The organism is Candidatus Kuenenia sp., assembly GCF_027493735.1.
Lineage (GTDB): Bacteria > Planctomycetota > Brocadiia > Brocadiales > Brocadiaceae > Kuenenia > Kuenenia stuttgartiensis_A.
Genome location: NZ_JAOSKF010000018.1, coordinates 354911 through 380003 on the forward strand (window position 1 = coordinate 354911; position 25093 = coordinate 380003).

The following is a 25093-nucleotide window of genomic DNA, read 5'->3' on the forward strand; positions in this document are numbered from 1 at the left end:
ATCAAGGTTGTCCGACGTCCCTGGGTTGCAGCAGTTTTGCCACCAAACCGGTCCAGCCGGTTTGATGAGAAGCGCCAGCACCCCTTCCGGTATCGCCGTGAAAATACTCATGAAACAATAGGTAATTTCGAAAATGCGGGTCTTTTTGAATTTTTTCACTGTAGCCGAATACAGGGCGATTCCCATCCTTATTCTGCAAAAATATTCGGGTCAGGCGCCGCGACAGCTCATTGGCAACATCATTGATGGTCATAAAATTTCCTGACCCTGTCGGGCATTCAATCTTGAAATCGTCTCCATAATAGTGATGGAATTTTTGCAGTGACTCGATAATCAAATAATTCATGGGAAACCAAATGGGTCCCCGCCAGTTGGAATTGCCGCCAAACAAACCTGAGTCCGACTCAGCAGGCTGATAAGACACTGAAAATGTATTGTCATTAAAATGTAAGACAAAGGGGTGCTCCAGGTGATAACGGGATAATGCCCGAACCCCGTAATCAGACAAAAACTCACTTTCATCCAACATGCGCTTAAGCAGATGTTTCATCCGGTGTCCCCGCAGCAGCGAAAGCAGCCGCCGCTCGCCAACACCGGGTTCTGTCCAGCGGGAAATCAGACTTGCCAGGTCAGGCCGGTTTTCCAGAAACCAATCGAGCTGTTTTTTAAACTCCGGGACATGTTCAAGAAGGTGTGGCTCAAGGGTCTCAACAGCGAAAAGAGGAATTAATCCCACCATAGCGCGCACTTTCAACGGCATGACCTCACACTTGCTATGATTTGCTTTGGAGCAATGAAGAACATCATAAAAGAATTCATCCTCCTCATTCCACAAATCGATGCCCTTGTTACCAAGGTTTTTCATTGCGCCGGCGATATAGAGGAAGTGTTCGAAGAACTTGATTGCCAGATCCTGATAGATGGGATTATACGTTGACAATTCCAGGGCAATGCGCATGAGATTCAGGCAATACATAGCCATCCAACTCGTTCCATCAGCTTGCTCGATATGTCCACCGGTTGGCAATGCCGCACTTCGGTCAAAGACGCCAATATTGTCCAATCCCAGAAAACCCCCCTGGAACAGGTTATGACCATGCTCATCCTTTCTGTTGACCCACCAGGTAAAGTTGAGCAAAAGTTTATGGAAGACCCGTGACAGGAAATCAATGTCCCCTTTCCCCTTATTTCTTTTTTTATCAATTTTATAGACACGCCACGCTGCCCAGGCATGGACAGGGGGATTCACATCGCTAAAGGCCCATTCGTAGGCCGGCAATTGTCCGTTGGGATGCATGTACCATTCGCGGGTTAGTAGTAAAAGCTGCCCTTTGGCAAATTCCGGATCAACCATCACCAGTGACAGACAATGAAATGCCAGATCCCATGCGGCATACCAGGGGTATTCCCATGTATCAGGCATGGAAATAATGTCTGCGTTGTTAAGATAAACCCATTCATGATTGCGTCCATCCAACCGTTCTCGAGGCGGTGGGGGTTGTCCACTGTCTCCCGTTAACCATCTGCTCACATCAAAATAATAAAATTGTTTTGACCAGAGCATGCCGGCAAATGCCTGACGCTGCACATTCCTTACATCTTCCTCTTTGATTTCTGACTGCAGGTCAGCGTAGAATTCATCCGCTTCCCCAATGCTTTGCTGAAACATCTTGTTAAACTTTTTAAAGGGGCTGGATAAGGCATGTCCCGAGAATCTTAAACAAATACTTATTGCCTTACCTGATGAAATGGTGCGCTGGTAATGTGCCGCTCCTTTGGTGCCTTTTTTTGCAGGATTTATGGCCATCTCATGCCCGTTTACGATATAATCATTAATGCCGTCCTTGAAAAAACCCTCCATAGCTGACGATCCATACAACCGCCGGTAATTCGTCTCATTTTCACAGAACAACAGCTCCGGTGCGCCATCACAATAAAGCCACCTGCTGCCAAGATCTCTGTGTTCTACACGGATGATTTCTTTATTTACAGCAAACAGTTCAGGCTTAAAGTCTGTTAGTCCCCATGACCAGGTGTTTCGAAACCATAGCTGTGGTATAATGGATACGGTCGCATCTTCCGGTCCCCGATTGTGAATAGTAAAACGAACCAGGATATCTTCCGGCGAAACTTTGGCGTACTCGATAAACACGTCAAAGTACCTATTTTCATCAAATATTCCGGTATCAATAAGTTCAAATTCCGGATCATGCCTTCCACGACGTCGATTTTCATTCACCAGCCCTGTATAGGGGAATTCTTTTTGCGGATACTTATACAGCATTTTCATATAAGAATGCACCGGGGTATTATCGAGGTAATAATAATATTCCTTCACATCTTCACCGTGATTCCCTTCGTTCCCTGTCAGACCAAAGAAACGTTCTTTCAGGATTGGATCACGACCGTTCCAGAGGGCAAGGGAAAAGCATAGCGTTTGTTTGTCATCACAAAAACCGGCGATTCCCTCTTCTCCCCATCGAAATGCCTTACTCCGTGCAGCATCGTGGGAAACATATTCCCATGCGGTACCCTGGGGACTATAATCTTCCCTGACGGTTCCCCACTGGCGTTCCGTTACATAGGGACCCCATTTCTTCCACGATTTTTCCCCGCTTTTATCTTCTTCAAGGCGCATTTTTTCTGCATTCATAATTTTCCCCTTTTTATTCGCTAATCATCGGGCGACCGTTTTTGGTGTCAGGTATTCCAGATATTCTATACCCGGTGCTGAATCAACATTGAGCCGTGTACACAACAACCGTGCGTTGAATACATTATTGAGATGTTACTCTGAGCAAGAATATAAAAGAATGCATCTCAGATTTTGTTTTTGCCGGGAATTCTTCATAAAGTTACACTTCTTTGGTACTGCCGATTACCAGCGGCGCCCCGTTGGTGAACAAAAACCTTGTGGTGGTATATCAAGGGCGCTGTTGAATTTACTGGACATATTCTGAAACGCGATTAGCCCGGTAATCTCCACAACAGCTTCGTCATCAAAATGTTTTTTCAATGCTTCAAATTGCTCATCAGTAACCTGACGATCAGTATAAGTTATTGCCTCTGCGTAATCTAAAACCGCCCTTTCAAGGTCATCAAAAAGCGTGCTTTCTCTCCACGTTGCCAGCTCTCTGACTTTTTCCATCGATCCACATCGCTTTGCTAAAGTGAACGAATTTATATCGACACAAAAATGACACCAATTAATTTGTGAAACCCGAACGGTCACTAAAGACCGCAACACCGGGGTTAAGGGAGAACGCCTTGTATCAAAAGCCCCATACAACAGAGCTACCGTTGCAAATAAACGGGGCACCCTTGCCCATATCAACCCTGGATTGAGTACCTGCCCGTATTTCCTTTTTTGATTCCAAAAAAAAGGTTTCAAGTACCATGGATACTTTTTTATTGCTTTTACCGCTATTCTCACGTTACATACCTCTCTAAGCCTAAGATCAATTTTTGCTTTGTTATTTTTTGATGCGTAATATTATGGACTACCGTTCATAAAGAACTTCTCATAAAGTGACACTTCTTCGGTACTGCCGATTACCAGTAGTGCCCGTTGGTGAATAGATTCAGCCTTAATATCAGGAATCCGTCGCGTGCCGGTGCTGGAGAGGCCTACGGCCTGTTCTACAAGAAATGCAAGTGGTGCACATTCATACAACAGGCGCAGCTTCCAGCCTTCGTGCCCTGCATCTTCAGGGTAGAAATAAACTCCACCTTCCAGCAAAACACTATGTAGGTCAACGACCAGCGCACCGGCATACCGGAGTGAGCAGCACTATTCCCTGCAGTGTTCCCGGTCGGTCAGGTACTCAACAAACTTTTGAACGTTCGGAGTCCATTGAGAAAAACGGGCCAAATTGGCACTACACGTCACTCCCCCGCGAAGGGGGTTGTTTTTAATCAAGTAACCTTAACTTAATGACATTTTTACGCAACCCCCGGCATGCAAACATACAACAACCTCCCATAGCAGGTAAACACGGTTTTCCCCATTGATTTTTCAGTCTTCGATAGCAGTTTTGGCCTTGACGGGAAGATCATCCGGGAGGGTATAGGGCCTGGAGGTTGACCCTTGCGCTATGCGCCTTTTATACCTCTCGTATCCAATGCATTTAACAATTTCCCGAAGGCATCGGCAAAGAGGCGTAGCCCCTCCCGGAGTAAATTGTCGGTGCATTCTTTCATTGAAATGTCTAACTGCTCAAGTGTCTTCATCGTGTCGTATGCGGCTACAATATTTTCTTCAAGACTCGCACGGGGACGTCCATGATCCCGGAAGGCTTCAATTGTAGATAATGGCATGGTGTTTACCGTATCTGGCCCGATGAGTTCCTCGACATACGTCACGTCCCGGTACTTCGGATTCTTGGTACTTGTGCTAGCCCACAGAACACGCTGCGTTTGTGCCCCTTTTTCGGCAAGTTTCTGCCAGCGATCACCACGGAAAATCTCTTTATATCGCTGATAGGTAAGCCTGGCGTTGGCAATGGCTACTTTCCCCATGATTCCTTGCAACAATGCCTGTTCGTTTGCATGCGCAGACGTTTTAACTCTGGCCTCAATGATGGAGTCTAAAAGTGTATCTATGCGGCTAACAAAGAAGCTGGCCACACTGGCGATTGTTCTCACATCACCGCCGCGGGATGCTAACTTTTCCAATCCATTGATATAAGCCTGCGTTACGTGTTCATAAGTTTCCCGGGAAAAGAGCAGCGTCACATTGACATTGATCCCTTCGCTGATAAGCTGTTCGATAGCCGGAATACCTTCTGATGTGGCAGGTACCTTGACCATTACATTCTGCCGGCCAACGGCCTTCCAGAGCCGCCTGGCCTCAACAATAGTACCCTGCGTCTCATTGGCCAGAAATGGTGAGACCTCCAGGCAGACATAGCCGTCTCGTTTGCCAGTCTTCTCATAGACAGGCATCAGTACATCAGCAGCATCCTGAATGTCGCGTATCGCCAGATACTCGTAGATTGCCATAGCGTCCATATCTTTTTTTTGTTGCAGGGTATCCAGCATATCCGCATAATCAGCGCTCCCAGTGATTGCCTTCTCGAAGATTGCCGGATTGGAGGTAACTCCCCCCAACCCGTATTCTTCCACAAAACGGCGTAACTCTCCGGTCGTGATGAGACCACGCTGAATGTAGTCCAACCAGACACTTTGACCATATTCTTTCAACATTAACAGGGGATTCATTTCTTTTTTTCCTCCGGATTTGTTTGTTGTTGACTGTAAAGTTTCTCCTTGGACTGTATCTTTTCCAGTCTTTGACGATATATTCCTTCAATTCAAAACCTGATATTTTATCCCGCCTTATTCCTGTTCATTCAAACCCCAATCGTAGTCGAGGTATTTTATCGTTACTTTATTATTTCGAATAAATGCTGCATCTTCCGGATTTAAATATCCTGCAATGTACTCTTCCAATTTTTCATCCTTTTGAATAAAATCCCCTTCATACCATTTGAAGATATTAGTCTTGATTTACAATTTTCAATTGACACGCATCAGTAGGCATTGTTTCTTCTTTCTGACATCAACAATCCGGACAAGTAATTACAGATTGTAAAATTATTTTTTTCCTAAGCTTCATTTTATTGTTCCAAATTTTTTATGACTTTAAGAAATTCCCTGGGATTGACAAAACCGGTAATAGTTTTATCCCTGAGTACATTTCCATCCCTGCCTACAAATACGATGGTGGGCAAGCCAACAATCCCATACTTATACCAAAGTTGTTTAATCTTTGGATCGTTACTATTGGTACAATCAATCTTAATATTCACAAATCTCTTTGATACCCTGATAACTTCCGGATCAGTATAAGTGAGTTTTTCAAACTCCATACAGGCTGCACACCACGACGCCCAGAAATCAATCATTGCCGCCTTACCCTCGTCCTTTGCCTGTTTAAGTCCTTCTTCCTCACTTAAAACCCAATCAATTTTTTCCTGTGCGATTGCTTGAGTGGAAACGGTAGTCGGGAAGGGAGGCAAAATAAATCCACTAATCATGAGATGTCCCACAAGAAAGTACGCTCCAAAGATAAAGGCTATAAGTCCGAAGGATCTCTTGGCCCGTTGAAAATTAGTACTTTCATGAGTCAGCCGGTCAAAACCGCCGGAAAATACCGCAGTAACAATCAAGAATACGCTCAGGATGATGATGAAGGCGCTTCCCGGGATGATAAAACTCAGGTAATAGAGTGCGGCTCCGATTAAAAGGAGACCGAAGATTCTCTCCACCGTTTCCATCCAGCCTCCCGATTTCGGGAGGGCCCTTATAGCGCCTGAAAAGGTGCCCAACACAATCAAAAGCACGCCCAATCCCCAGGCAAATACAAACAACATCCAGAACCCCATGAATTTATTACCCGTGCTGGCAATGTAAACAAGCAAACTTGCCAGGGCCGGGCCGATACATGGCGAAGCAACAATCCCGGAAACTAACCCCATAATAAAAACGCCAATAATACCCTTTCCGGTTTTTGTTCCAAGCCGATCTGAGATAAAAGATGGCACCCGCAGGTAATATACCCCAAACATGCTCATGGCAAGCGCGACAAAAACTGCCACCACAAACCCTATGACCCAGGGACTTTGCAGAGCAGTACCAAACAATGCCCCGGTAGAAGCCGCTGCCACCCCCATTGCTGAGTATACAATGGATATGCCCAGGACATAAATCAGTGAGAGGAAAAATGCCCTTAAAGGGCTTCTGGCCGTAGCCTGGCCTCCGGCAGCTTGTCCGCCAATTACGGCAACGGTAATGGGTATCATAGGGTACACGCACGGAGTAAAACTCAGACCCACACCTGCCAGGAAAATAATAATTAGTGAAACAAAAATTCCACGGCTCTCGATAGTCTTTTGGATACCAGTGGCCTCCGCTTTTTCCACAGGTTTTGAAACGGCCGGGATTTTTTCTTCCTGTATTTTAGAAACGCCCGATTTTGCTAACTCCACCTGTACCGGAAGTGTAAATTCATCCATCGTTGGGGCAAAGCAGACTTTATCGGAACATCCCTGATAATGTACCTTGAGTTGCACATTATACGAACCGGCCGGTAAATCCTTTGATACCTGAAGGAATGACTTTACCAGTACTTCTCCTACGTAGTCTTCTACTTCTTTCTCAAAAAATTGATCGTATCGGATTTCCCCTGGAGGAAGTTCTGTGGAAACCACCGCGAATCTAGTGTTATCTCCGCTTTCTATCTTAACCTGATCCTTGTAAATATGGTGGTTTGGGGCAATTGTGAAGTTAACTGCAACAGGGATAAGCTCACCCGCTGGAACATGTTCTTTTAAAAGTGTCGCGCCTGATTTAAACGGAGAGGTTTCTCCGAAGGCTATAAGGGGAAATATGATTAAAACAAAGACAATAGCAGAGCATCTTTTTATGAGGGGAACTGTTTTCATGGTATATTCATCCTTGTTATAGTCTATAAACGTTAATAAATAGCTGCGGTATTATCGTAAATAGTGTTCGTAAATGTACCGCAACTCCGCCGGTAATGATGATGCCTATAATAATAGGGAGAATAATAATGGTAGTAAGGACTGTGGTAGTAGGGAGAGTAATGGTGCTCCGGATAATAGGGTCCTTGATCGGAAGGCCTATCATATTTTTGAGCATTACCACACCCAACCAGAAATAGCGCAATAACGAAAAATAACGCAGGATTTATTTTCATTCGAATTCCCCCGGCGGGTTTGCAACCAATGTCATTTCTGCCAAAGTGCGGAATCCTAAGATACCTTATTTCGTTCGGATGACAGATTGTAGTTAAACGGTATAATAGAAAATTCCAAGTCCCTTAGTATCCACCATCGCCATCGCCACCATTGCCGTCATCGCTCGTTTCTTTTTTCAATTGAATGTCGGCCACCTCGTTTTCACCTTCTGCAAGTTCAAATTTCTTTTTTGCATTCTTAAAGCCTTGCTTCTTAGCCTTCAGGGTATAATTGCCAGCGCTTAAATCTGAAAATACATATTTACCGTCGTTATCAGTGGTGGTTTTGTCTTTAAAATTCAGTTCCTTGCTTTTCAAAGAAACTTTTGCACGTTTAATTGGTTTGCCGGATTTTTTAGCTGTTATGGTACCGGAAGCACTACCTTTCAGTGTCGGTGTAGGCACTAACGTAGGGGTAGGTGTTTGGGCTTTTACCGTGTTGTACGAAAATCCATATCCACTGGCCATTATAAAGCATAAAGATAACGCAATGTTTTTAAACATGTTGCTCTCCTATAAAAAATCCCTTCGGATAAGATACAATCAAAATGATCTAACACCCCCGGATTGCAGCAGTTTGCCACCAAACCGGTCTATCCGGTTTTATGAAAAATGGGCAGAAACAACTTCATTGTGCCTAAAGACAGGTATTACTGTCTTTCTATAGACATTAATGACAAATAAAAACCATAATTTATTCCCATAAAGTAAAAAATCCACCCGCCATGATTTTTAAAATTGTTAGCGTAACAACACCGCCCGAATCACCTTCTTCATCCAGGGTTTCAATGACTGTTTCGCTGCCTCAAGGGAGGCTGATTTGAGGATTTCCGACTCGGTAGGATATGAGAATATCATATTCATGAAAATGCCGGCGGTCAGTTTCTGCTTGATGGCGATTGTTATAGCAGGGATCATTTCCCCTGCCTTTTCACCAACAAGCGTAGCGCCAATGATGCGCCCTTTTTTGCCCAGGTTCAGCTTTAAAAAGCCTACACGGTCATCTTCTGCCTTTGCCCGGTCTATCGCACTCAGGTCTACCTTCAGCGAACTTTTATATGTACCGGCCTTCCTTGCCATGGGTTCCGTATATCCCACATGGGCCACCTCCGGTTTTGTATAGGTAGTCCATGGAACTGCTGAATAATCTACTTTAGCGCACAGTTTGAATATTATATTGCGAATGATAATCCCAGCCTGATAACCGGCCATGTGAGTGAACTGATAATGACCTGTTACATCTCCGCAGGCATAGATATTTTTTACGGAGGTCTTCTGTTTTTTGTCAGTGACGATATATCCTTTTTCGTCTACTCTGACCCCAACCTTATCAAGTCCCAGATTCTTCGTTGCCGGTAATCGTCCGGTAGCTACCAGTAGCTGATCCCCGGTAATAATACGCCCCTTGCCTTCATGTTCTATTTCGACAGATATTACATCGCTATCCTGCCTGACCTCCCGGTATGCAATCCCCAAAAGAAGCTCTATGCCGTCATCTTTCAGTTGTTTCTCCATAAGAGGCCCTACTTCGGGGTCATCTTTTTTGAATAAGCCCGGACTGCGGTTAATGATCGTTACCTGAGAACCCAGATGGCGAAATCCCTGACCTAGTTCAATACCGATAGGCCCGCTGCCTAATACGATTAAATGTCCCGGAAGTTCTTTTATATGAAAAATGGTACGATTTGTTTGATAATTGACTTCATTTAAACCGTGGATTGGCGGGACGGCTGGTTCGGAACCCGTGGCAATGACAATATATTTGCCCGTTATTGTTTCATTCCCGATTTTTACCGTGTGTCTATCCTGAAGCTCACCGAAGCCTAAGATAACATCTACTCCAAGCCCTTCATAACGCTCTCTGGAATCGTGTGGTTCTATCTCACGGATTACCTTGTTAACCCTGTCCATGACTGTGGTAATATCCACCTTCTTCAAATCTGCAGTTAAGCCGTACATTGATGCATCCCGAATTGCCTTGGCTATATGGGCGCTCTTTAAAAATGTCTTACTGGGTACACAACCGGCATTCAGGCAATCGCCTCCCATTTTTTCCGCTTCGATTAATGCTACTCTGGCGCCCAGGCTTGCCGCTCCGGAGGCAACGACCAATCCACCGCTCCCTGCGCCGATAACAATAATGTGATAATCATATCTCATTTTTTTGCTCCCTTTAACTTTTTGTAAATACCTGGTATTAAAGCAAAGCACCCCAGGAGGGTGAAAGCGCCTATCAACCGGGGAGAGGCGATATCCTTTACAGAATGGATGGTTGCAAGCTGACCGCCTGCCAGGGTATAAACAAAAGTGCCGGGATACATGCCGATGAAACTTACCAAGGCAAATGTCCGTAATGGTACGCGGGTGAGTCCCATGACGATATTAATCAGGAAAAAGGGGAAAAGCGGAACCAGCCTTAAAAACAGGAGATAGCTCCAGGCATTTTTTGCAATACCTTCGTTAAATTTTTTCAGATTACGTTCATATTTTTTTTCCAGGGTATTTCTTAAGATAAACCGGGCAACGAGAAACGCCAAAGAAGCGCCAATTGTTGCGGATACAATTACAATACCAGAACCAGGAAGGGGGCCGAAAATGAACCCCCCTGTTAATGTAAGAATGGTCGCTCCTGGCAAGGAAATGGCGGCTGAAATGATATAAATCAACATAAATGCGCCCGTAAAGGCTACCCGATGCTCGTGGTAAAGGGTATTCAACGCCTCTCTGTTTGTCTGCAAGGCTTCCAATGAAAGATACTTATTGTAGCCCAGCATATAGAACACGACGAACAAGCCAACAATCGCGGCGATAATGAAAAATTTTGTATATTTCATGCCTGGTCTCCTGTTGAAGAGTTGTTTTGGGAAGTATTACCACCTCACATAAAAAATGAAGATTTCCATGCAATCTGTTTAAAAACGCTCGTTCCCAAGCTCTGGCTTGGGAACGCAAGTGCATTGGAAGCTCCCGCTTCCCTTTCGTAATAATTATTTGGTCCAAACTTTGTAAGTGGTTAAAGGGATTAGCATCCCCCCCTTGCCCCATAAGCGCTAACTTGTTTTATTGACAAATTTTATTCATCATGGTATTTTTATGTTAATTATCCCGCTAATCACTCTATAGGAGGATAAAGCCATGATGAGAGAAGATTGGGATCTTCTAAGAACTTTCTTCCCAAACGATTGGAAAAGTTTAGCCGTTGATACAAATGCTTTAAAAGGTTTGCGCAAGGATAAATCTGAAGAAAAGCTTCTTCGAACATTATTAATTCATTTAGGATGTGGCTATTCATTGCGTGAAACAGTAGTTCGAGCCAAGCGTGCTAACTTAGCAGATTTATCCGATGTTGCCTTATTAAAGCGATTAAAAAAGAGCAAAGAATGGCTATATAAATTATGTTTATCTTTATTCCGTGAGCGTGGCCTCCAAATTAATAAACGGAATAATTTTCATCTTCGCTTATTTGATGCAACAACAGTAAAGGAACCTGGGAAAACAGGAAGTCTTTGGCGCATTCATTATAGTATTGAGGTTCCTTCATTATCTTGCGATTTCTTTAAACTTACGGGAACTGAAGGAGAAGGCACAGGAGAATCTTTTCGGCAGTTTCCGATGAAAAAAGATGATTATATTATAGCTGACAGAGGTTACTGTACTGGCCAAGGAATTCATCATGCAACAAGGAAAGGCGCTTATCTTAGCGTTAGAGTTAATTCGCAATCTCTACGGATATTCGGCGAAGAAAAGAAACCCTTTCCTTTATTGAAAGAAATCCAATATTTAAAAAGACCCCTTGCTATAAAATCATGGAACGTTTTTATTCCAAACGTTGATAATACTGAATATGTCAAAGGTCGTCTTTGTATAATACGCAAAACAGAAGAAGCCATTAAAATAGCTCATAAAAAACTTAAAAGACATGCAAGCAAAAAGGGCATTGAACTAAAACCGGAGACCCTTATTTATGCCAAGTACGTAATAGTATTCACAACGTTTCCTGAAAATCAATTTACCGCTTTTGATATCTTAGAATGGTATCGAGTTCGATGGCAAATTGAACTGGTCTTTAAAAGATTTAAACAAATAGCACAATTTGGACACTTACCTAAATACGATGATGATAGCTCAAAAGCTTGGCTTTATGGCAAACTATTCGTTGCTCTTTTGACAGAAAAACTAATAGATTTTGCTACGTCTTTTTCCCCCTGGGGATACTTCATTGTCAAGCAAGAAGACTAAAAGCAAATGGCGTGAATTTGCTTTTATGCTTAATCAAGTAAAACGGGCTATAGAACCAGCGTTATCATTACAGGAAGTTCTTAAGTGCTGGAATGACATTGCTTGTTCTTTAGCAGAAAATACAAGAATCCGAAAAACACAGATATCAAAATACTTCGAGCATACCTAAAACAAGTTAGCGCTTATGCCCCCTTGCCCCCCACTGGGAAGGGATTTAAAGATTTAACGAAGCATGAAAGTATATTTTCAAATATCCTGGGTAGCATGGTTTCATTCTTTTTTCCATGCGAAGCCGGAGCTTCTCAAACAATTGCGTTCCCAAGCCGGAGCTTGGGAACGAGAGGAAAATCGCGGCGATAATGAAAAATTTTGTATATTTCATGCTTTCATCCTCTCACAGAATTGTATATTAACCATGACAGGGTTTCAAATCCTGTCAGGGGTGTTTCTTTCATTTTTCAGGTGAAAATTTCCGTACAATCTGTTTATACATTACAGGGTTTTTGTACCTGACGGTGCATATAATACTGAGAATGGCCGCATGACTTACAGGTTAACAGCCGTTCTTTCTTCTCCATGTATTTTAGTAAGGTCGTAACAAACGTCGCCATGACTCCAAGTTAAGGGGGATACAGAGAGAGGTTCGTCGGTAAACGGATTTACCTGTTCTGCCAGGACTCCGGATTTCAACGCCTTGCCAACAACCCATTCCAGACCTGACAGTGCCTCATTCAATTCATCAAGATTTCCGGCCTGCATGATATCGTATTCCGTCATCCATAGAGTACAGATAAACCACGGATTCCCAGGAATGTCTTCTCTGCCGGTATTTACTCGCTGATAATAATCATTGGAATATCTCGCTATGCCGCCGACAGAAGTGTTTACCCTGAGACTCTTCTTAACAGCCTCCATTGTTGATACGGCCATCGGTTGGCCAGGGGCAAGTGTCTCAAATGCAATAAGCCCGTAAAGACTTGCATCTACAGTCATATCCAAATCATACCCTTTTGCGTTCCTTGTTCCCATCCTCGCAAAACGCCCTTCCGTTTTATTATAAAAATTCGCAATAAGGGCGTCTTTGATTTTATCCGCTATTTCATAATATTTTGTGCCGAATTCCTCTTCCCCGAAGGCGCAGGCAAAATTTCCAGCCGCCCTTAGTCCCGCGATCACTGCCGATACGGTAAAGGTATGCACCCCATATCGCTCTTCCCATAAATCGTATGAGGCAAGAGGCAATCCCGTCTCTTCATCTCTGAATTTCACCATAAATTCTGCAGCATTCATGATTAAATGCCGGTACAGGGGCTTCACAAACTCAATATCTCTGAATTTATCGTAATGATGCCATAATGCCCAAATTACCTGCGCAATGCCATCTTCCTGTATCGGAAGGCTCTTTCTCCGGTCTTTGAACCACGGATGCCATGAACTGGCAAGAGATTGATCAGGATTATATTTGTGGAGTAAATAGCCTTCCGGAGAAATAACATCCGCGCAAAATTGAAAAAAACGTTTTGATACATCACTGTATCCAGATTGTATAAGCGCGTATGCAACGAGGGCACCATCGCGAGGCCACATGTAGGAATAGGTGTCTTTCCCGAACTTGGTAATATCAGAATCATTTGCCGCAATAATCGCGCCATTGTTATCAATCTGTGTCCTCATTATCAACAAGCTCCGCTTAAAAAAAGACACCAGACTTTCGGGAAGATCGTAAAATTGCAGTGATTCCTTATTTACCCATAATTTCCAATAGTTCTCCGTGCGCCGAATGAGTTCTTCCGGTGTTTTTTCCCAGATACTCTTGTTGAGCGCTACCACCTCGCTATGTTTCCTGCCTGCAGCAATCCAGTAATGGGTTAAATTTTCCCCGTGTGCCTTTATATGGAGGTTAATGCCGATTGTAGAGTCCACTGACCCCTGAGCAATGGGATTGCCGCTCAAAAAACCGTCCTCCGCATCTCTCCACGTACCTTCCGCACCATGCATCTCCTTCTCGCCGGTGGCAAAATGGTCTACTCCGCACTTGGATGGGTCGCAACAATTAACTAAAAAATAACGCTGGGATTTATAATGAATAATTGACATGGTATCCGGGTCATAATACGCCGTGTCACCGATCTCATTGCCATAAATATGAAAATCATGATAAAAAAACAGCCTGATCTCACGATCTTTCCCATCAAGATTCCTGATGATGATTTCCTTTACAAATATGTTCAGATGGAAGTCGACCGTGTCGTACATCTGAAGTTCTATTTTCAGCCGGTCATTTTTTGCCTTTACGTCAGTAACTAGTGTATCCGTTTTATACGTCAGCGTTTTTTGCCACTCGCTGTCCACCCAGCTATAATGTCCATCCACCCAAATACCCATTCTGCACGGATGGCCAATCGTATGATTCTCACTGCCAACATACGGATAATAAATATCACGTATCTGATACTCGGAATCAAATGTAACCAACATTGAACCGTTCCCTACCGGTATATCTCTGGGCATACCACCTCCTTCATCATAAAAACGTTCAATCATCCACCAAGTTGTTTCACAATCTTATCTGCAACACGGAAGGCGTTTGCATAAATTGTCCATGTATAAGGAATGCTTCCCCCCGTTGGCATAAAACTCCCATCGGTAACGAAAAGATTTTCAACATCATGGGCACGGCAATCAGGGTCAAGCACGGAATTTTTCGGGTCATTTCCAAACCGGCAGCCGCCTGCCGCCAGGTTAGGCGGCGGCGAACCGCTTATGTTAGAATAGACGTTTCTTACGCCCATTGTCCTCATAATATATGTTGCCTTTTTCGCGAGATAGTTACCTATCTTGATGTCGTGCGGGTGATAACCAACCCTTACCCTGGCTACCGGTGTTCCCCACTTGTCTTTCACTTTCGTATCAAGGGAGACAAAGCAGTTATCCGTAGGCAGCCAATCGCAAAAGATTTCATATTTAAACTCGCGCATTTCGGTAAAGTGTTTTTTTAATGCCTGTTTTAACGGTTTCCCCCATATCAGGTTGCCATGATCGTCCCATTTCAGGTCTATCGCCTTTGCGATTGGGCCAGGGTGTTCCAGCAGAAAATCAATGGTTCCACCCTTTTGCATCCTTCCCCATACTGGATTATCGATAAAATACCAGTCCTGCAAATTGCGGTTGAGGAACAGTCCCTGGAATTTCAATGACTCTGTAATTGTCCTGCCAAGTTTTTTATAGATAAGGTCTCCCCCTCCCGTGCCACCCGCTGAAAAAATAAGATTTTTGCCTACCTGCCCGGTATTGTTTGCCAGACCGTTTTTATGACGCGTTCCTGTAGAACACAGCAATAAACGCGCGGTTTCGATTGACTGGCATGCGACAACAAATATTTTTGCATCGACTCGTTGTTGCTTGCCATCCCTGTCATAGTACTCCGCCGCAATCACTTTGCCCTGAGCATTGGTCGTAAGTTTATATACCTTGGCATGCGGCCTGATTTCACAACGGCCGGTTTCAAGGGCAGGATTTAGTAATGCTGCCCGGGAGCTGCCTTTAGCGCCGGTTGAACAGCCATAACTGCCACACCACCCCGAATAGCCGCAGCTTTGCCGTTTCATGGCGCTGTTGGATAGAATTGCACGCGGAGTCGGTAATGGGTGTAATCCGAGTTTGCGGCAGGCAGTATCAAACAATCCGGAAATGGGGTGTTCCAGCGTAGGCGGGTAAGGGAAATTGCCGGTAGAACGCGGTTCAAGAAGTGGATGCGGCACAACACTGCCCGATACGCCGACAATCGATTCTACCTTCGTATAATACGGTTCAAGGTCTTCGTAGGAGATGGGCCAATCTATAAGATTAGCGCCATCTATCGGGCCGAAGGTTGAAAGCAAGCGAAAGTCTTCGGGTTTCATCCGGAAAAAAAATCCGCTCATAAAATTTGAGGAACCGCCAACACAACAGCCCCTCCAGAAATTCCATCCGGAAACAGAGGTTGGCTCGCAGTCCCATCCACCCAGTCCATCCGGTTCTTCAATTACATGCTGTTCATCCTGCAGATTCGGCGTGTAAACATCGCGTCTGCGACTGGCAAGCTCATCCTTATAAAAATCCTCTTCCTTAAACCAGGGGCCTTTTTCAAGGACAACCACCGAATAACCCGATTCTGCAAGGGTGAGCGCTACGGGGCCGGCGCCGGCGCCGCTTCCTACTATACACACGTCAAAATCTGTATTCATATTTTTAGCAGGTCATAATAACGTTTATTCATCGGCGGCCGTGGATAACCTGGCCGATGTTCAAGCCACTTCCATCCTATGCCGTCCGGGTTTCCTCCGTACACAGGATCGCTTAACAAGGCTTCCAGCAGATAAGAAATTAGCTTAGAAATCCAATTTCTGCCGGCGGTGGTTTTTGAAATTTGTTGCAGCAAATCTGATTGCTGCAACTGCGGCAAATCTGCAAAAACGGCTTCGTGCCTTTCAATCGCCAGTTCATTCAACCACCCGACGCCATTCAGTATAAATTCCTTCTCATCAGTATCCGTCACCAGATCTGCGAGCATATTGCGCAAATACGAAATCGCATTGATTTCCTTTGCCCCCGGAGAATCTGCTTCCGAAGGAAAGAGATGGTCTTGCACTACGGACAGGGTTTGCCACGGGTCTTCTGTCAAAGCAGATGCGTGGCTTTTAACAGTCCTTGCTATCACCGGGGACAAAAGCAGTGTGGCAATAAAACCGGCAGCGCCCGAAAGAAATGTGCGCCTGCCGATGCTCTCAGACCCATGCTTACTGCGAGGAAATACATTATGTTTTCCTCGCAGTAAGCATTTTACATTGTGTTTTTTAATGCGCATAGATTAACCTTCGCAAGTATACCTTTTTCCATGTAAATCAAAATGTAATAAACATTCGAGACATCAGCTTACAGCGAAGGAACGCCTAAAAAGGGCTTACGCAAAGGAATTGTGGTTCCTCCACGTAAGCCCACTTTATTCGGCATCGGTTTATTTTAATTAACTGCACTTTCCTTCTTTCTTTTTCTCATCACCGCCACATTTGCCTTCACCGCATTTACCTTCTGTTTTCCCCTCGTCACCGCCACATTTCCCTTCTTTCTTTTTCTCATTGCCGCCGCATTTATCCTCACCGCACTTTCCTTCCTTCTTTTTCTCATCACTGCCGCATTTTCCTTCACCGCACTTACCCTCACCACATTTCCCTTCTGTTTTTTTCTCCATATCGGTTTTGAAGGTGGTTGCATCGCCGGGTGCGAATGGATTGGCCCCAGCAGATACAACGGTGACTAACGCAGATGCAATAAAAAATGCCACACCGAGTGTCACAGAAAGCAGAGACTTCTTTTTTATAATCATGATACATCCTTTCTTTCCAAACTAATTAAAATATAAATAAACAGTAATTTTAAAATCCCGATACCTCCGATATCGAATAAAAAAAGTTAAAGATATAGAATTAGAGCCGCATTTTAAATATTAAAAATTTCTTGTCATTCATGGTCCGTTTTTATACCTTTGTAAGCGCTTTTATCATTTTTTCACTATTTAACATCGATACCATAACGTACTGAGCGCCAGTCTCTTTCCATCCAACAATCTGGCAGGAGCCGCAAAAACCGGTACCTGTATATCCCCCTTTCCGGAAAGATTTCAACAAAATCCTTATTTTAAGCGGGTTTCCACAAATTCAAAATAATATGTAGTCGCAGAATAAATGGCCTATTTATTAATACAAATCCTTTATAACCCTATAAATACTGACTTGACAAAATATTTTATTAATGATAGTGTAGTCAAAGAATATTGGGACTACATTATGCACCTTACTTATAGCGATTCTAAATACAAAGGGAAAACCTATAAATCTTACTCTATTGCCGAATCCTACAGGGATGGCAAAAAGGTCAGAAAAAGAATACTTTGGCCCATCGGGAAACTTTCCGATATTCAAGCCGAGCAAATCAAACTGATATGTAAAACAGTTGAAAACACAGATCAATTGCAGACTCAGCTCAAAGACGTTGCAGTCCTGGAAAGCAGGGCATATCTCGATATAGCCGTTGTTAATGAGTTGTGGAACCAGTGGCAGCTTGATCAGGCTTTTGACTACGATGTCACTGCAGGCGCCCTTCCTACCAATATGATTGCAAAGATACTGACTATTAACAGGTGCACCGATCCGTGTTCTCATTATTCCATTCCTCATTGGGCGAAAAAGAGCGCGCTGGAGGACATTCTTAAAATTGATCTTTCAGGCCTAAATGACGATAAAATCTATTATGAATTAGATAAAATACACAAAAACAAAATATCTATAGAGAACCACCTTTTTAACCAAACCTTCTGGAAACGTCCGGAATCCTATAAATTTATCAACTACGACCTAACTACTTCCTACTTTGTGGGATATAACTGTGATCTATCGGCATTTGGCAAGGGCAAAATAGAGTGTCATGGCAGGCGGCAGGTCTTACTGGGTGTTCTTATCAACTCTGAGGGATATCCTTTCAAATGGGATGTATTCCCCGGGAACACCGCTGAGGTAAAAACCCTCAAACAGAATATCAATGCCTGTAAAACCAGATTCAAATTGACTGATAAAAACGTCACCCTTGTATTTGACAGAGGCATAATCTCTGAGGACAATGCCAATTTGATAGAAGAAGCCAAACTCAAATACATCTCGGCATTGGATAGAAATCAGATACCCTCTTGCGGTGTCAGTTTAAAGTCTCTTAATGGGTTATCCATAGAAGATAAGGACGCCTCCGATATACCTATCCCGCAAGGGTTTTTAAACTATGATGATGAATTATACTACCATGACAATGGCGTCATAGGAAACAAGCGTTTTATTACCGGTTTTAATCCCACTTTATTTATAGAAGACCGCAATAATAGAGACGAGAAAATAACCTTTTTTAAGGATTATCTCAAAGAAGAGAATAAAAACCTTAAAAATGCCCAAAGAGACCGGCAATATGACGCAACAAAGAGCCGCATTGTAGATGAGCTGAAAAGGTTAAAGATTCATAAATATTTCGAAGACCCTGTTCTGACGTCCATCACCGTTACCCATAGACTGAAAAACGGGCAGGTCAAATCCGTCAAAAGTTTCAAAATAGAAATCAAGCTGTTAACTGATGTTATAGCCGCAGATAGATTGTTGGATGGCGTATGTGTTTTTATCACTAACCATACAGAACGGGAAGATGGAGGTGCGTTTAAAGCAAAACCCCAATCTATAGTTAGAGCCTATCGGGACAAGACAAAAATAGAAGATGTCTTTAAAAATGTAAAATCGTTCTTAAAAATCAGGCCCTTCTTTGTCAATACCGAGGCACATGTTAAAGCCGTCTATACTATCTGCATCCTGGCATATTTTATAAACCGTTATCTATCAAACCAACGAAAGGCAATAGGAGAAAAAGATTTTTTAAACTCAAAGGAACTCTATGCGCCGTTCAAAGATATAGATATCGCCACTCTTGAGGCTAAAAATACCGGTGAAACCTTAAAGAAAGCCGTGAAACTTCCCGCCGTCACACAAATGCTATTGGAAAAACTTGGAATGTCCAATGTTGTTTTCGGCCAGTAATTAAAAGACTTCCAAAAGACATGTAGTCGCAGAATCAATGTTTATAAGTGTTTGCCAAATTTGACTTTAGTAATTTCTTTCCGGAACATGGGGTATATACCACCATCTTATCAGCTACTATCTCTTTCATTTTTCTAAAAGTGATGTCGGAATTACAAACCACAGCCAACGTAATTGGGGTATCATCAAGCATGTAAAAAACCAGGGGTACATTTTTGCCGTTAATATTAGTCAAAGACGCACCCACCAACTGTACATTTCCCTTCATAAAAGGGAGCGTTACCGTTAAGCCAGTTTGTTTTTGAAAGTAATCCACAATAGCTTTTGCATTCTGTATCTGCATATTTTCTTCAATGCCAGGCAGGATTACACTTAGGCCGGTTCGATTTTGAAGGCGTCCTATAATTTCTCCGGCATTCTGTAAACGTATGTCTGGAACAAGTTGCTTCATTATATAGTCGTGATATTTTGACTCCGTGAGGTAAAAAATATTATCTTTCTTCAGCTTATTTTGTATTACGAAAAAACAAGCAATAAGAACTATTGCGGTTGCTATGCCAGAGACTAATACGAATCTGTCTCTTAACGAGAAATTCTTTATAAATTGAGCAAAAAAGTTAGGACGACTTTCTGCACTCCTAAAAATTTTTTGCTCAAGGTATGCAGGGACTTTTATCTTACAAACAGTTTCTTTCACTCTTTCCTGAAGCAGTCTTTCCCTTTCTATTTTCACGCCGCATGCATGGCACATATTAATATGCGACAAAACCTCGATATTCCTTTCCACATCGAGTTCGTTGTCGAGAAAGGCATAAAAATATTTTCTTACATCGGTACAATTCATTTCTTATTCTCTTTCGTAGCCATGTTTTTTTGCATAACCTGTCAATTTTTCCTTTAACAACTTTCGTCCCCTATAGATCCTGGACATTACTGTCCCGATTGGGCAGTTAAGCATTTTGGAAATCTCCTTGTAGGAAAAGCCCTCTACTATCGAAAGTAAGACGACCAGTCTAAAATCATCGGGTAATTCTTCAAGCGCTTTTTTCACATCTGAGTCAAGTAACTCATCAAATGTTGCCTCATTCTCTGTATTTGAGGGCGTTAATACCTCTTCTTTTATTGATTTATGAAAGGACTCAATGCTGTCAAAATCAACCAAAGAAGGTTCTGTTTTACTTTTTCTATATTGATTGATGAAGGTATTCATTAATATTTTAAACAACCATGCCCTTTCATTATTAACTATTTCGCCATTTCGGAGAGATTTGAATGCCTTTAAATAGGCTTCCTGGACCAGATCATATGCGTTATGTTCATTCTTGACGAGATACAGTGCCGATCTGTATAGAGCATCTATATGAATAAGTAGGGAGTCTTTTTGGTTCACGTTTTGTTATAAGCAAAATTAAAAAAGTGATGATATTAAAAATCATTACCGATTATTTATCTTAAATACGCCGGGTTTGAAGAGAGATAAGAGAACCGCAGATTCCCAAATTATTCCATAACAGATTATAAGGATAGCACATAAGAGAAAATACGGGGAGTCTGTTATTCACAAATACCTTTTATAAATTCAGAACTCCTGAACTGGTGGAATTTTATTTGATACCAAATTAAATACAAGACGCAAATTTGTGACTGGCAGGACTTGCCCATATGCTCCTGCGTGGGAACGAAGGGCGTAAAAATGCCAAATATAATCTTATGACAAATAAGAACCGGGATATATTCCCGCAAAATAAAAAATTAGTAACAATGTAGCTTTATAGTATAGTATACGCAGCACTTCCCTTAAAACAGTTTAAATCTACCCTTTCCACGTGATAATTATTAAAACAAATGACGGCTTTATTTACCGATATTAAAAAAGTGTCTTCATGCGTGATACAACCCTGTCAGGGTTAACACTTCTTCAAATAACGTGACGTTTCTGTAAAACATAGGTGGTTGTTTATAATAATGAGAAACCGAGAGAAAGATATCAAAGTGCAAAGGAGAACGAGGGGGGGGGGGGGAGGGGAATGAAAAGGGGGAAATCACAATTATTAAAAAACTTTATCTACGATATTAAAAAAGCATCTTCTGCGTGTACACACCCGTTGCCTTCTTCAAATAACGTGTATGTTTTGCATAAAACTATCGGTGGTTTTTTTGTTTTTTCCCGTAATACATGACTTTGAAACCTGAGTAGAAAGCCTATTATCACGTAAGTGCAAAGGAGAAACTAATGAAAGGTGTGCAATTCAAAAATGTTAATTTATGGAACAGATAGCATTGAACCAGTAAAGGGAGGAGATATTCGTGATGATCAATTATATAAGCAAACGACAAGCGCCGGTATCTACTGGAATCAACCTGAAAATCCCCTTTAGTTTTTTGTGACACTTTAGTCTTTTGAAAAATTCCAATAATAGCGATGTTTGCGCAGTATGGGGGTGAAGCATTTGCTATAAATTACCATAAATACGTTCATGCCCAAACGGGCAAATGCTTCGTCCCTCACTTTTCAAAAGACTAAAGGTACGGGGAATTTTTCAAAAGACTAAAGTGTTACGTTTTTTTTGCAGAAGGGAGGAAAAAAAAGTGAAATCATTTAACATAAAATGGAAAATATTGCTATTCGGGCTTTGCGCCGCACTCATACCAATTGCCTTCATTACAACGATGTATTATCTGTATCTCAGAACGGAAATCCGTGACCGTGAAATAAACAGATTCACAGCACTTGCAAAAGCAAAAAAAAATTATTTACTCTTGTGCATTGCTTCGAAAGAGAACAGGGTAATTGATTTCTGCAGCGACGGATATATAAGAGAAAGTCTCGAAAAAATAACGCATGGGGAATACCGCAGCACTATCATACAATCATTAACTAAGTACTTAAAAACCGCCAAGTTGCCCATAGATACTCACATGTTAGGTATTCATATAGTAGATACTGAATATAACGTTATTGTATCAACAGATGAAAAAATGGCCGGAAAAAATATCTACACGGAAGAAAAACTTTTAACCAACATGGATTTTACACAGAAAAAGGTATACCTTTATCCTCTCCATTTCTGCTCTTTGTGCGGGATGAAAGGTTTTCATATAATATCCCCCATACACCATCTTGGAATCTCCAGTAAAGAACCGTTAGGATATCTTATTGCCTGCTTTGATGTATCGGCAATAAATGAAATCTTCACTGATTACAGGAATATTGGAGATACCGGGGAGGTTTATCTTGTAAACAGAGACAAGATTATGATTACGGAATCACGATTTGTTAAAGATGCGCCATTGCAGCAGAAAGTGGATACCGAACCGGTTCGCAAAATACTGGAATCATCACAGGAGATGGTAGGGATTTATACTGATTACAGGGAAAGACAGGTTGTTGGGGTTTCAATTGACATTCCTGATTGTCAGTGGATATTACTGGCTGAAACCGATAAGGCAGAGTTGTTTGCCTCTTTAAAAACGTTGGGAATCATATCTTTGGTTTTAGGCGTTTCCGTTTGTTTACTTGTATCTTGCACAGGGACGCTATTCGCCGCATCAATTTCAAGGCCTATTCAAAAATTAAAAGCCGCTACAAAGTCATTTTCTGCGGGGAATTTTAAAGGAAGGGTTTCTCTGCGCAGAAATGACGAATTAGGAGAGCTTGCAAACAGCTTCAATAGTATGGCAGATACCATTGAGAGAGAAATACAGTATAGCAGCCATACCATGTCTGAACTGGTTAAAAGCGAGCTAAAATATCGTTCAATCATCAACAACACCACTGCCCTCATATCAATAATTGACATGAATGGTCGCTACCTTCTGATTAACAAAGAATATGAAAATTTTATCCATAAAAAAACAGAGGAAGTTGCAGGAAAGACCGTACATGATATCCTTCCCCGAAAAGCAGCAGATGAAATTGTAATACACGATAAAAAGGTTTTTGAAACGAAACAACCGGTACAATATAAAATACAAGTGGACTCCGATACCGGGCAACACACCTTTATTTCCGTCAAATTTCCCATATTCAAGGCTGACGGCATTATGTATGCAATCGGAAGTATTTCTACCGATATAACCGATTTAAAGAAGATGGAAACAGAACTTCTCCATGCGCAAAAACTGCAAGGGTTGGGTGTGATGGCCTCCGGCATTGCGCATGAATTAAATAACATCCTCGCAGTCATTGACGCAAATATCCAACTATTGATAAAAGAAAGCAAGGGCAGGATAAAATTGCTGCAAGCGCTTTCTATTATTCGCGAACAATGCATAGACGGGGGAAGTGTTGAGAAAAAAAGAGTTTGGTTAATATGAACAGCTTAGTCAATAATATAATAGTTTTTACCAAGCCATTGTGGAAGAACATTGCCGAAGGTAAAGGCTTAAAATATCAATTGAATACGGATTGCCTTAAGAACGTGCCGAATATAAAGGGCAATTCCCCGGAATTAAGGGAGGTAGTATTAAATATTTTCCTGAATGCGCTGGACGCAATGCCTGAAGGAGGAACTATTTCACTTTCCACATGGGAAAAAGAAGGCTATGTTTTTCTCAGTATCGCCGACACTGGAACAGGCATGACTGATGAAGTAAAGGCAAAGATATTTGATCCTTTTTTTACTACTAAGAAAAAGGGGATGGGACTGGGAATGAGCGTCGTGTATGGTATTGTCAAACGGCACGGGGGAACAATAGAAGTACAGAGCCAGCCTGGGAAAGGCAGTACTTTTACCCTGAAATTCCCTGCAACGGCAGAAGAGTTACCACCACAGCCTTCATCGAAAGACGACGCCGGTAAAAAAAGAAAGAGTAAGTATCGTATCCTTTTAGTAGAAGATGAACTGGCTATTGGCAAAATTCTGGAAAACCTTCTTTCTGATAATGGATATATCGTTCAATATGTTAACGAGGGACGTAAGGCCATCGATTTGTTATCAAAAGAGTGCTTTGACCTTATGCTCTGTGATATCGGATTACCTGACGTCTCTGTGTGGGATATCATAAAGTTTATAGAAACAGTGGAAAAGAAACCAAAGATTGGCATCCTCGCCGGGATTCCTGATATTAAAGAAAAATACAAGAACGGGCAACTATTAGCATTTGACTTCATTATAACAAGTCCTTACGAACTGGAAGAGGTATTATCTTCTGTACGGCGTGTATTTGATAATACGGTGTAGGGTGAACTGCGAATACTATAGGTAGATTTTTTGTAACTATTCCGCGTAATTTATAACACACCCCTTATCCCTTCTTGATAGAGAAGACTTTTATTCGCGGGTTCAGGTTTGTAATCTGAACTCGCCGGAAATTTACGATTTTTTTAATCTGTACTACTATCCATCAACTTCTTGTTTTTATGCTCGTTTTCAAAATGCATAACCGTAAGGCATTGATTAGATGAGGATTACGTAAAGTTTGGAGCATTGGGTTTTGTCATTTGAATTTGTTTCGTATTTCGATATTCGTATTTTGAATTTGGTTG

At 42.2% G+C, this 25093-nt stretch carries 20 protein-coding genes and 1 pseudogene; 5 read left to right on the plus strand and 16 right to left on the minus strand.

Going from position 1 to position 25093, the window contains the following annotated elements:
- Nucleotide 1: 1 nt before the first annotated feature.
- From M5U24_RS10080 to M5U24_RS10120, 9 genes and pseudogenes are all read right to left on the minus strand, one after another.
- Complete coding sequence (locus M5U24_RS10080) at nt 2-2653, minus strand: hypothetical protein (RefSeq protein WP_298202316.1); 2652 nt, start codon at nt 2651-2653, stop codon at nt 2-4.
- A 225-nt stretch (nt 2654-2878) separates the two neighbouring features.
- Entirely contained in the window at nt 2879-3433 is a 555-nt protein-coding gene (locus M5U24_RS10085; RefSeq protein ID WP_298202318.1) for a carboxymuconolactone decarboxylase family protein, read from the minus strand.
- A gap of 60 nt (nt 3434-3493) precedes the next feature.
- A pseudogene (locus M5U24_RS10090) lies at nt 3494-3775 on the minus strand (class 1 fructose-bisphosphatase); the annotation flags it as partial.
- A gap of 317 nt (nt 3776-4092) precedes the next feature.
- Entirely contained in the window at nt 4093-5220 is a 1128-nt protein-coding gene (gene tal / locus M5U24_RS10095; protein WP_099325709.1) for a transaldolase, read from the minus strand.
- A gap of 398 nt (nt 5221-5618) precedes the next feature.
- Nucleotides 5619-7445: a protein-disulfide reductase DsbD gene (gene dsbD / locus M5U24_RS10100; RefSeq protein ID WP_099325708.1), complete on the minus strand. Its 1827-nt coding sequence runs from the start codon at nt 7443-7445 to the stop codon at nt 5619-5621.
- A 32-nt stretch (nt 7446-7477) separates the two neighbouring features.
- Nucleotides 7478-7720: a hypothetical protein gene (locus M5U24_RS10105; RefSeq protein WP_157820593.1), complete on the minus strand. Its 243-nt coding sequence runs from the start codon at nt 7718-7720 to the stop codon at nt 7478-7480.
- Between the two features lie 123 nt (nt 7721-7843).
- Complete coding sequence (locus M5U24_RS10110) at nt 7844-8263, minus strand: carboxypeptidase-like regulatory domain-containing protein (RefSeq protein WP_164995499.1); 420 nt, start codon at nt 8261-8263, stop codon at nt 7844-7846.
- Between the two features lie 237 nt (nt 8264-8500).
- On the minus strand, nt 8501-9919 hold the full coding sequence (locus M5U24_RS10115; protein WP_298202321.1) for an FAD-dependent oxidoreductase: 1419 nt from the start codon (nt 9917-9919) through the stop codon (nt 8501-8503).
- Entirely contained in the window at nt 9916-10593 is a 678-nt protein-coding gene (locus M5U24_RS10120; RefSeq protein WP_298202323.1) for a TVP38/TMEM64 family protein, read from the minus strand. Before M5U24_RS10120 ends, M5U24_RS10115 begins: the two co-directional genes overlap by 4 nt.
- Nucleotides 10594-10894: 301 nt before the next feature.
- On the opposite strand from M5U24_RS10120, the gene M5U24_RS10125 reads away from it, so the two are divergent.
- Entirely contained in the window at nt 10895-11998 is a 1104-nt protein-coding gene (locus M5U24_RS10125) for an IS4-like element ISCku3 family transposase (protein WP_099323887.1), read from the plus strand.
- Nucleotides 11999-12544: 546 nt separating this feature from the next.
- Here M5U24_RS10125 and M5U24_RS10130 read toward each other — a convergent pair.
- The 5 genes from M5U24_RS10130 to M5U24_RS10150 all read right to left on the minus strand — a co-directional run bounded on the left by M5U24_RS10130 (nt 12545) and on the right by M5U24_RS10150 (nt 17661).
- A complete protein-coding gene (locus tag M5U24_RS10130) occupies nt 12545-14509 on the minus strand; it encodes a glycoside hydrolase family 15 protein (RefSeq protein WP_298202325.1) in 1965 nt (654 codons plus the stop codon).
- A gap of 29 nt (nt 14510-14538) precedes the next feature.
- The gene (locus tag M5U24_RS10135) at nt 14539-16224 is read right to left on the minus strand and encodes a GMC family oxidoreductase (protein WP_099325703.1); all 1686 of its coding nucleotides are present in this window, start codon (nt 16222-16224) and stop codon (nt 14539-14541) included.
- The gene (locus tag M5U24_RS10140) at nt 16221-16844 is read right to left on the minus strand and encodes a gluconate 2-dehydrogenase subunit 3 family protein (RefSeq protein ID WP_298202328.1); all 624 of its coding nucleotides are present in this window, start codon (nt 16842-16844) and stop codon (nt 16221-16223) included. The genes M5U24_RS10135 and M5U24_RS10140 overlap by 4 nt, the downstream gene beginning before the upstream one ends.
- Before the next feature lie 159 nt (nt 16845-17003).
- Nucleotides 17004-17363, minus strand: coding sequence for a hypothetical protein (locus M5U24_RS10145; RefSeq protein WP_099325701.1), 360 nt, complete (start codon nt 17361-17363; stop codon nt 17004-17006).
- Between the two features lie 151 nt (nt 17364-17514).
- Nucleotides 17515-17661, minus strand: coding sequence for a hypothetical protein (locus M5U24_RS10150; protein ID WP_298202330.1), 147 nt, complete (start codon nt 17659-17661; stop codon nt 17515-17517).
- A 60-nt stretch (nt 17662-17721) separates the two neighbouring features.
- On the opposite strand from M5U24_RS10150, the gene M5U24_RS10155 reads away from it, so the two are divergent.
- Nucleotides 17722-19605 (plus strand): IS1634 family transposase, encoded by a 1884-nt coding sequence (locus M5U24_RS10155; RefSeq protein ID WP_099324133.1) that lies wholly within the window; start codon nt 17722-17724, stop codon nt 19603-19605.
- Between the two features lie 34 nt (nt 19606-19639).
- On the opposite strand, the gene M5U24_RS10160 is transcribed toward M5U24_RS10155, so the two are convergent.
- Both M5U24_RS10160 and M5U24_RS10165 read right to left on the minus strand, forming a co-directional pair.
- Nucleotides 19640-20449, minus strand: coding sequence for a zf-HC2 domain-containing protein (locus tag M5U24_RS10160; RefSeq protein WP_298202332.1), 810 nt, complete (start codon nt 20447-20449; stop codon nt 19640-19642).
- A gap of 3 nt (nt 20450-20452) precedes the next feature.
- Nucleotides 20453-20995 carry a sigma-70 family RNA polymerase sigma factor gene (locus tag M5U24_RS10165; RefSeq protein WP_298202333.1) on the minus strand — a complete coding sequence of 181 codons (543 nt, stop codon included), beginning with the start codon at nt 20993-20995 and terminating at the stop codon, nt 20453-20455.
- A gap of 850 nt (nt 20996-21845) precedes the next feature.
- Here M5U24_RS10165 and M5U24_RS10170 point away from each other — a divergent pair.
- The 3 genes from M5U24_RS10170 to M5U24_RS10180 all read left to right on the plus strand — a co-directional run bounded on the left by M5U24_RS10170 (nt 21846) and on the right by M5U24_RS10180 (nt 24788).
- The gene (locus M5U24_RS10170) at nt 21846-21983 is read left to right on the plus strand and encodes a hypothetical protein (protein ID WP_298202335.1); all 138 of its coding nucleotides are present in this window, start codon (nt 21846-21848) and stop codon (nt 21981-21983) included.
- A 211-nt stretch (nt 21984-22194) separates the two neighbouring features.
- Entirely contained in the window at nt 22195-23922 is a 1728-nt protein-coding gene (locus tag M5U24_RS10175) for a HAMP domain-containing protein (protein ID WP_298202337.1), read from the plus strand.
- Entirely contained in the window at nt 23919-24788 is an 870-nt protein-coding gene (locus M5U24_RS10180) for an ATP-binding protein (protein WP_298202339.1), read from the plus strand. The genes M5U24_RS10175 and M5U24_RS10180 overlap by 4 nt, the downstream gene beginning before the upstream one ends.
- The last annotated feature ends 305 nt before the right edge of the window (nt 24789-25093 follow it).

Excerpts from the sequence above, each read along its gene's own strand:
- M5U24_RS10180 (WP_298202339.1), top strand. The coding sequence starts at position 23,919 with ATGAACAGCTTAGTCAATAATATAATAGTTTTTACCAAGCCATTGTGG.
- M5U24_RS10160 (WP_298202332.1), bottom strand. The coding sequence starts at position 20,449 with ATGAATTGTACCGATGTAAGAAAATATTTTTATGCCTTTCTCGACAAC.
- tal (WP_099325709.1), bottom strand. The coding sequence starts at position 5,220 with ATGAATCCCCTGTTAATGTTGAAAGAATATGGTCAAAGTGTCTGGTTG.
- M5U24_RS10130 (WP_298202325.1), bottom strand. The coding sequence starts at position 14,509 with ATGCCCAGAGATATACCGGTAGGGAACGGTTCAATGTTGGTTACATTT.
- M5U24_RS10140 (WP_298202328.1), bottom strand. The coding sequence starts at position 16,844 with ATGCGCATTAAAAAACACAATGTAAAATGCTTACTGCGAGGAAAACAT.
- M5U24_RS10155 (WP_099324133.1), top strand. The coding sequence starts at position 17,722 with ATGGCCTATTTATTAATACAAATCCTTTATAACCCTATAAATACTGAC.
- M5U24_RS10125 (WP_099323887.1), top strand. The coding sequence starts at position 10,895 with ATGATGAGAGAAGATTGGGATCTTCTAAGAACTTTCTTCCCAAACGAT.
- M5U24_RS10120 (WP_298202323.1), bottom strand. The coding sequence starts at position 10,593 with ATGAAATATACAAAATTTTTCATTATCGCCGCGATTGTTGGCTTGTTC.
- M5U24_RS10135 (WP_099325703.1), bottom strand. The coding sequence starts at position 16,224 with ATGAATACAGATTTTGACGTGTGTATAGTAGGAAGCGGCGCCGGCGCC.
- M5U24_RS10080 (WP_298202316.1), bottom strand. The coding sequence starts at position 2,653 with ATGAATGCAGAAAAAATGCGCCTTGAAGAAGATAAAAGCGGGGAAAAA.
- M5U24_RS10145 (WP_099325701.1), bottom strand. The coding sequence starts at position 17,363 with ATGATTATAAAAAAGAAGTCTCTGCTTTCTGTGACACTCGGTGTGGCA.
- M5U24_RS10115 (WP_298202321.1), bottom strand. The coding sequence starts at position 9,919 with ATGAGATATGATTATCACATTATTGTTATCGGCGCAGGGAGCGGTGGA.
- dsbD (WP_099325708.1), bottom strand. The coding sequence starts at position 7,445 with ATGAAAACAGTTCCCCTCATAAAAAGATGCTCTGCTATTGTCTTTGTT.
- M5U24_RS10110 (WP_164995499.1), bottom strand. The coding sequence starts at position 8,263 with ATGTTTAAAAACATTGCGTTATCTTTATGCTTTATAATGGCCAGTGGA.
- M5U24_RS10105 (WP_157820593.1), bottom strand. The coding sequence starts at position 7,720 with ATGAAAATAAATCCTGCGTTATTTTTCGTTATTGCGCTATTTCTGGTT.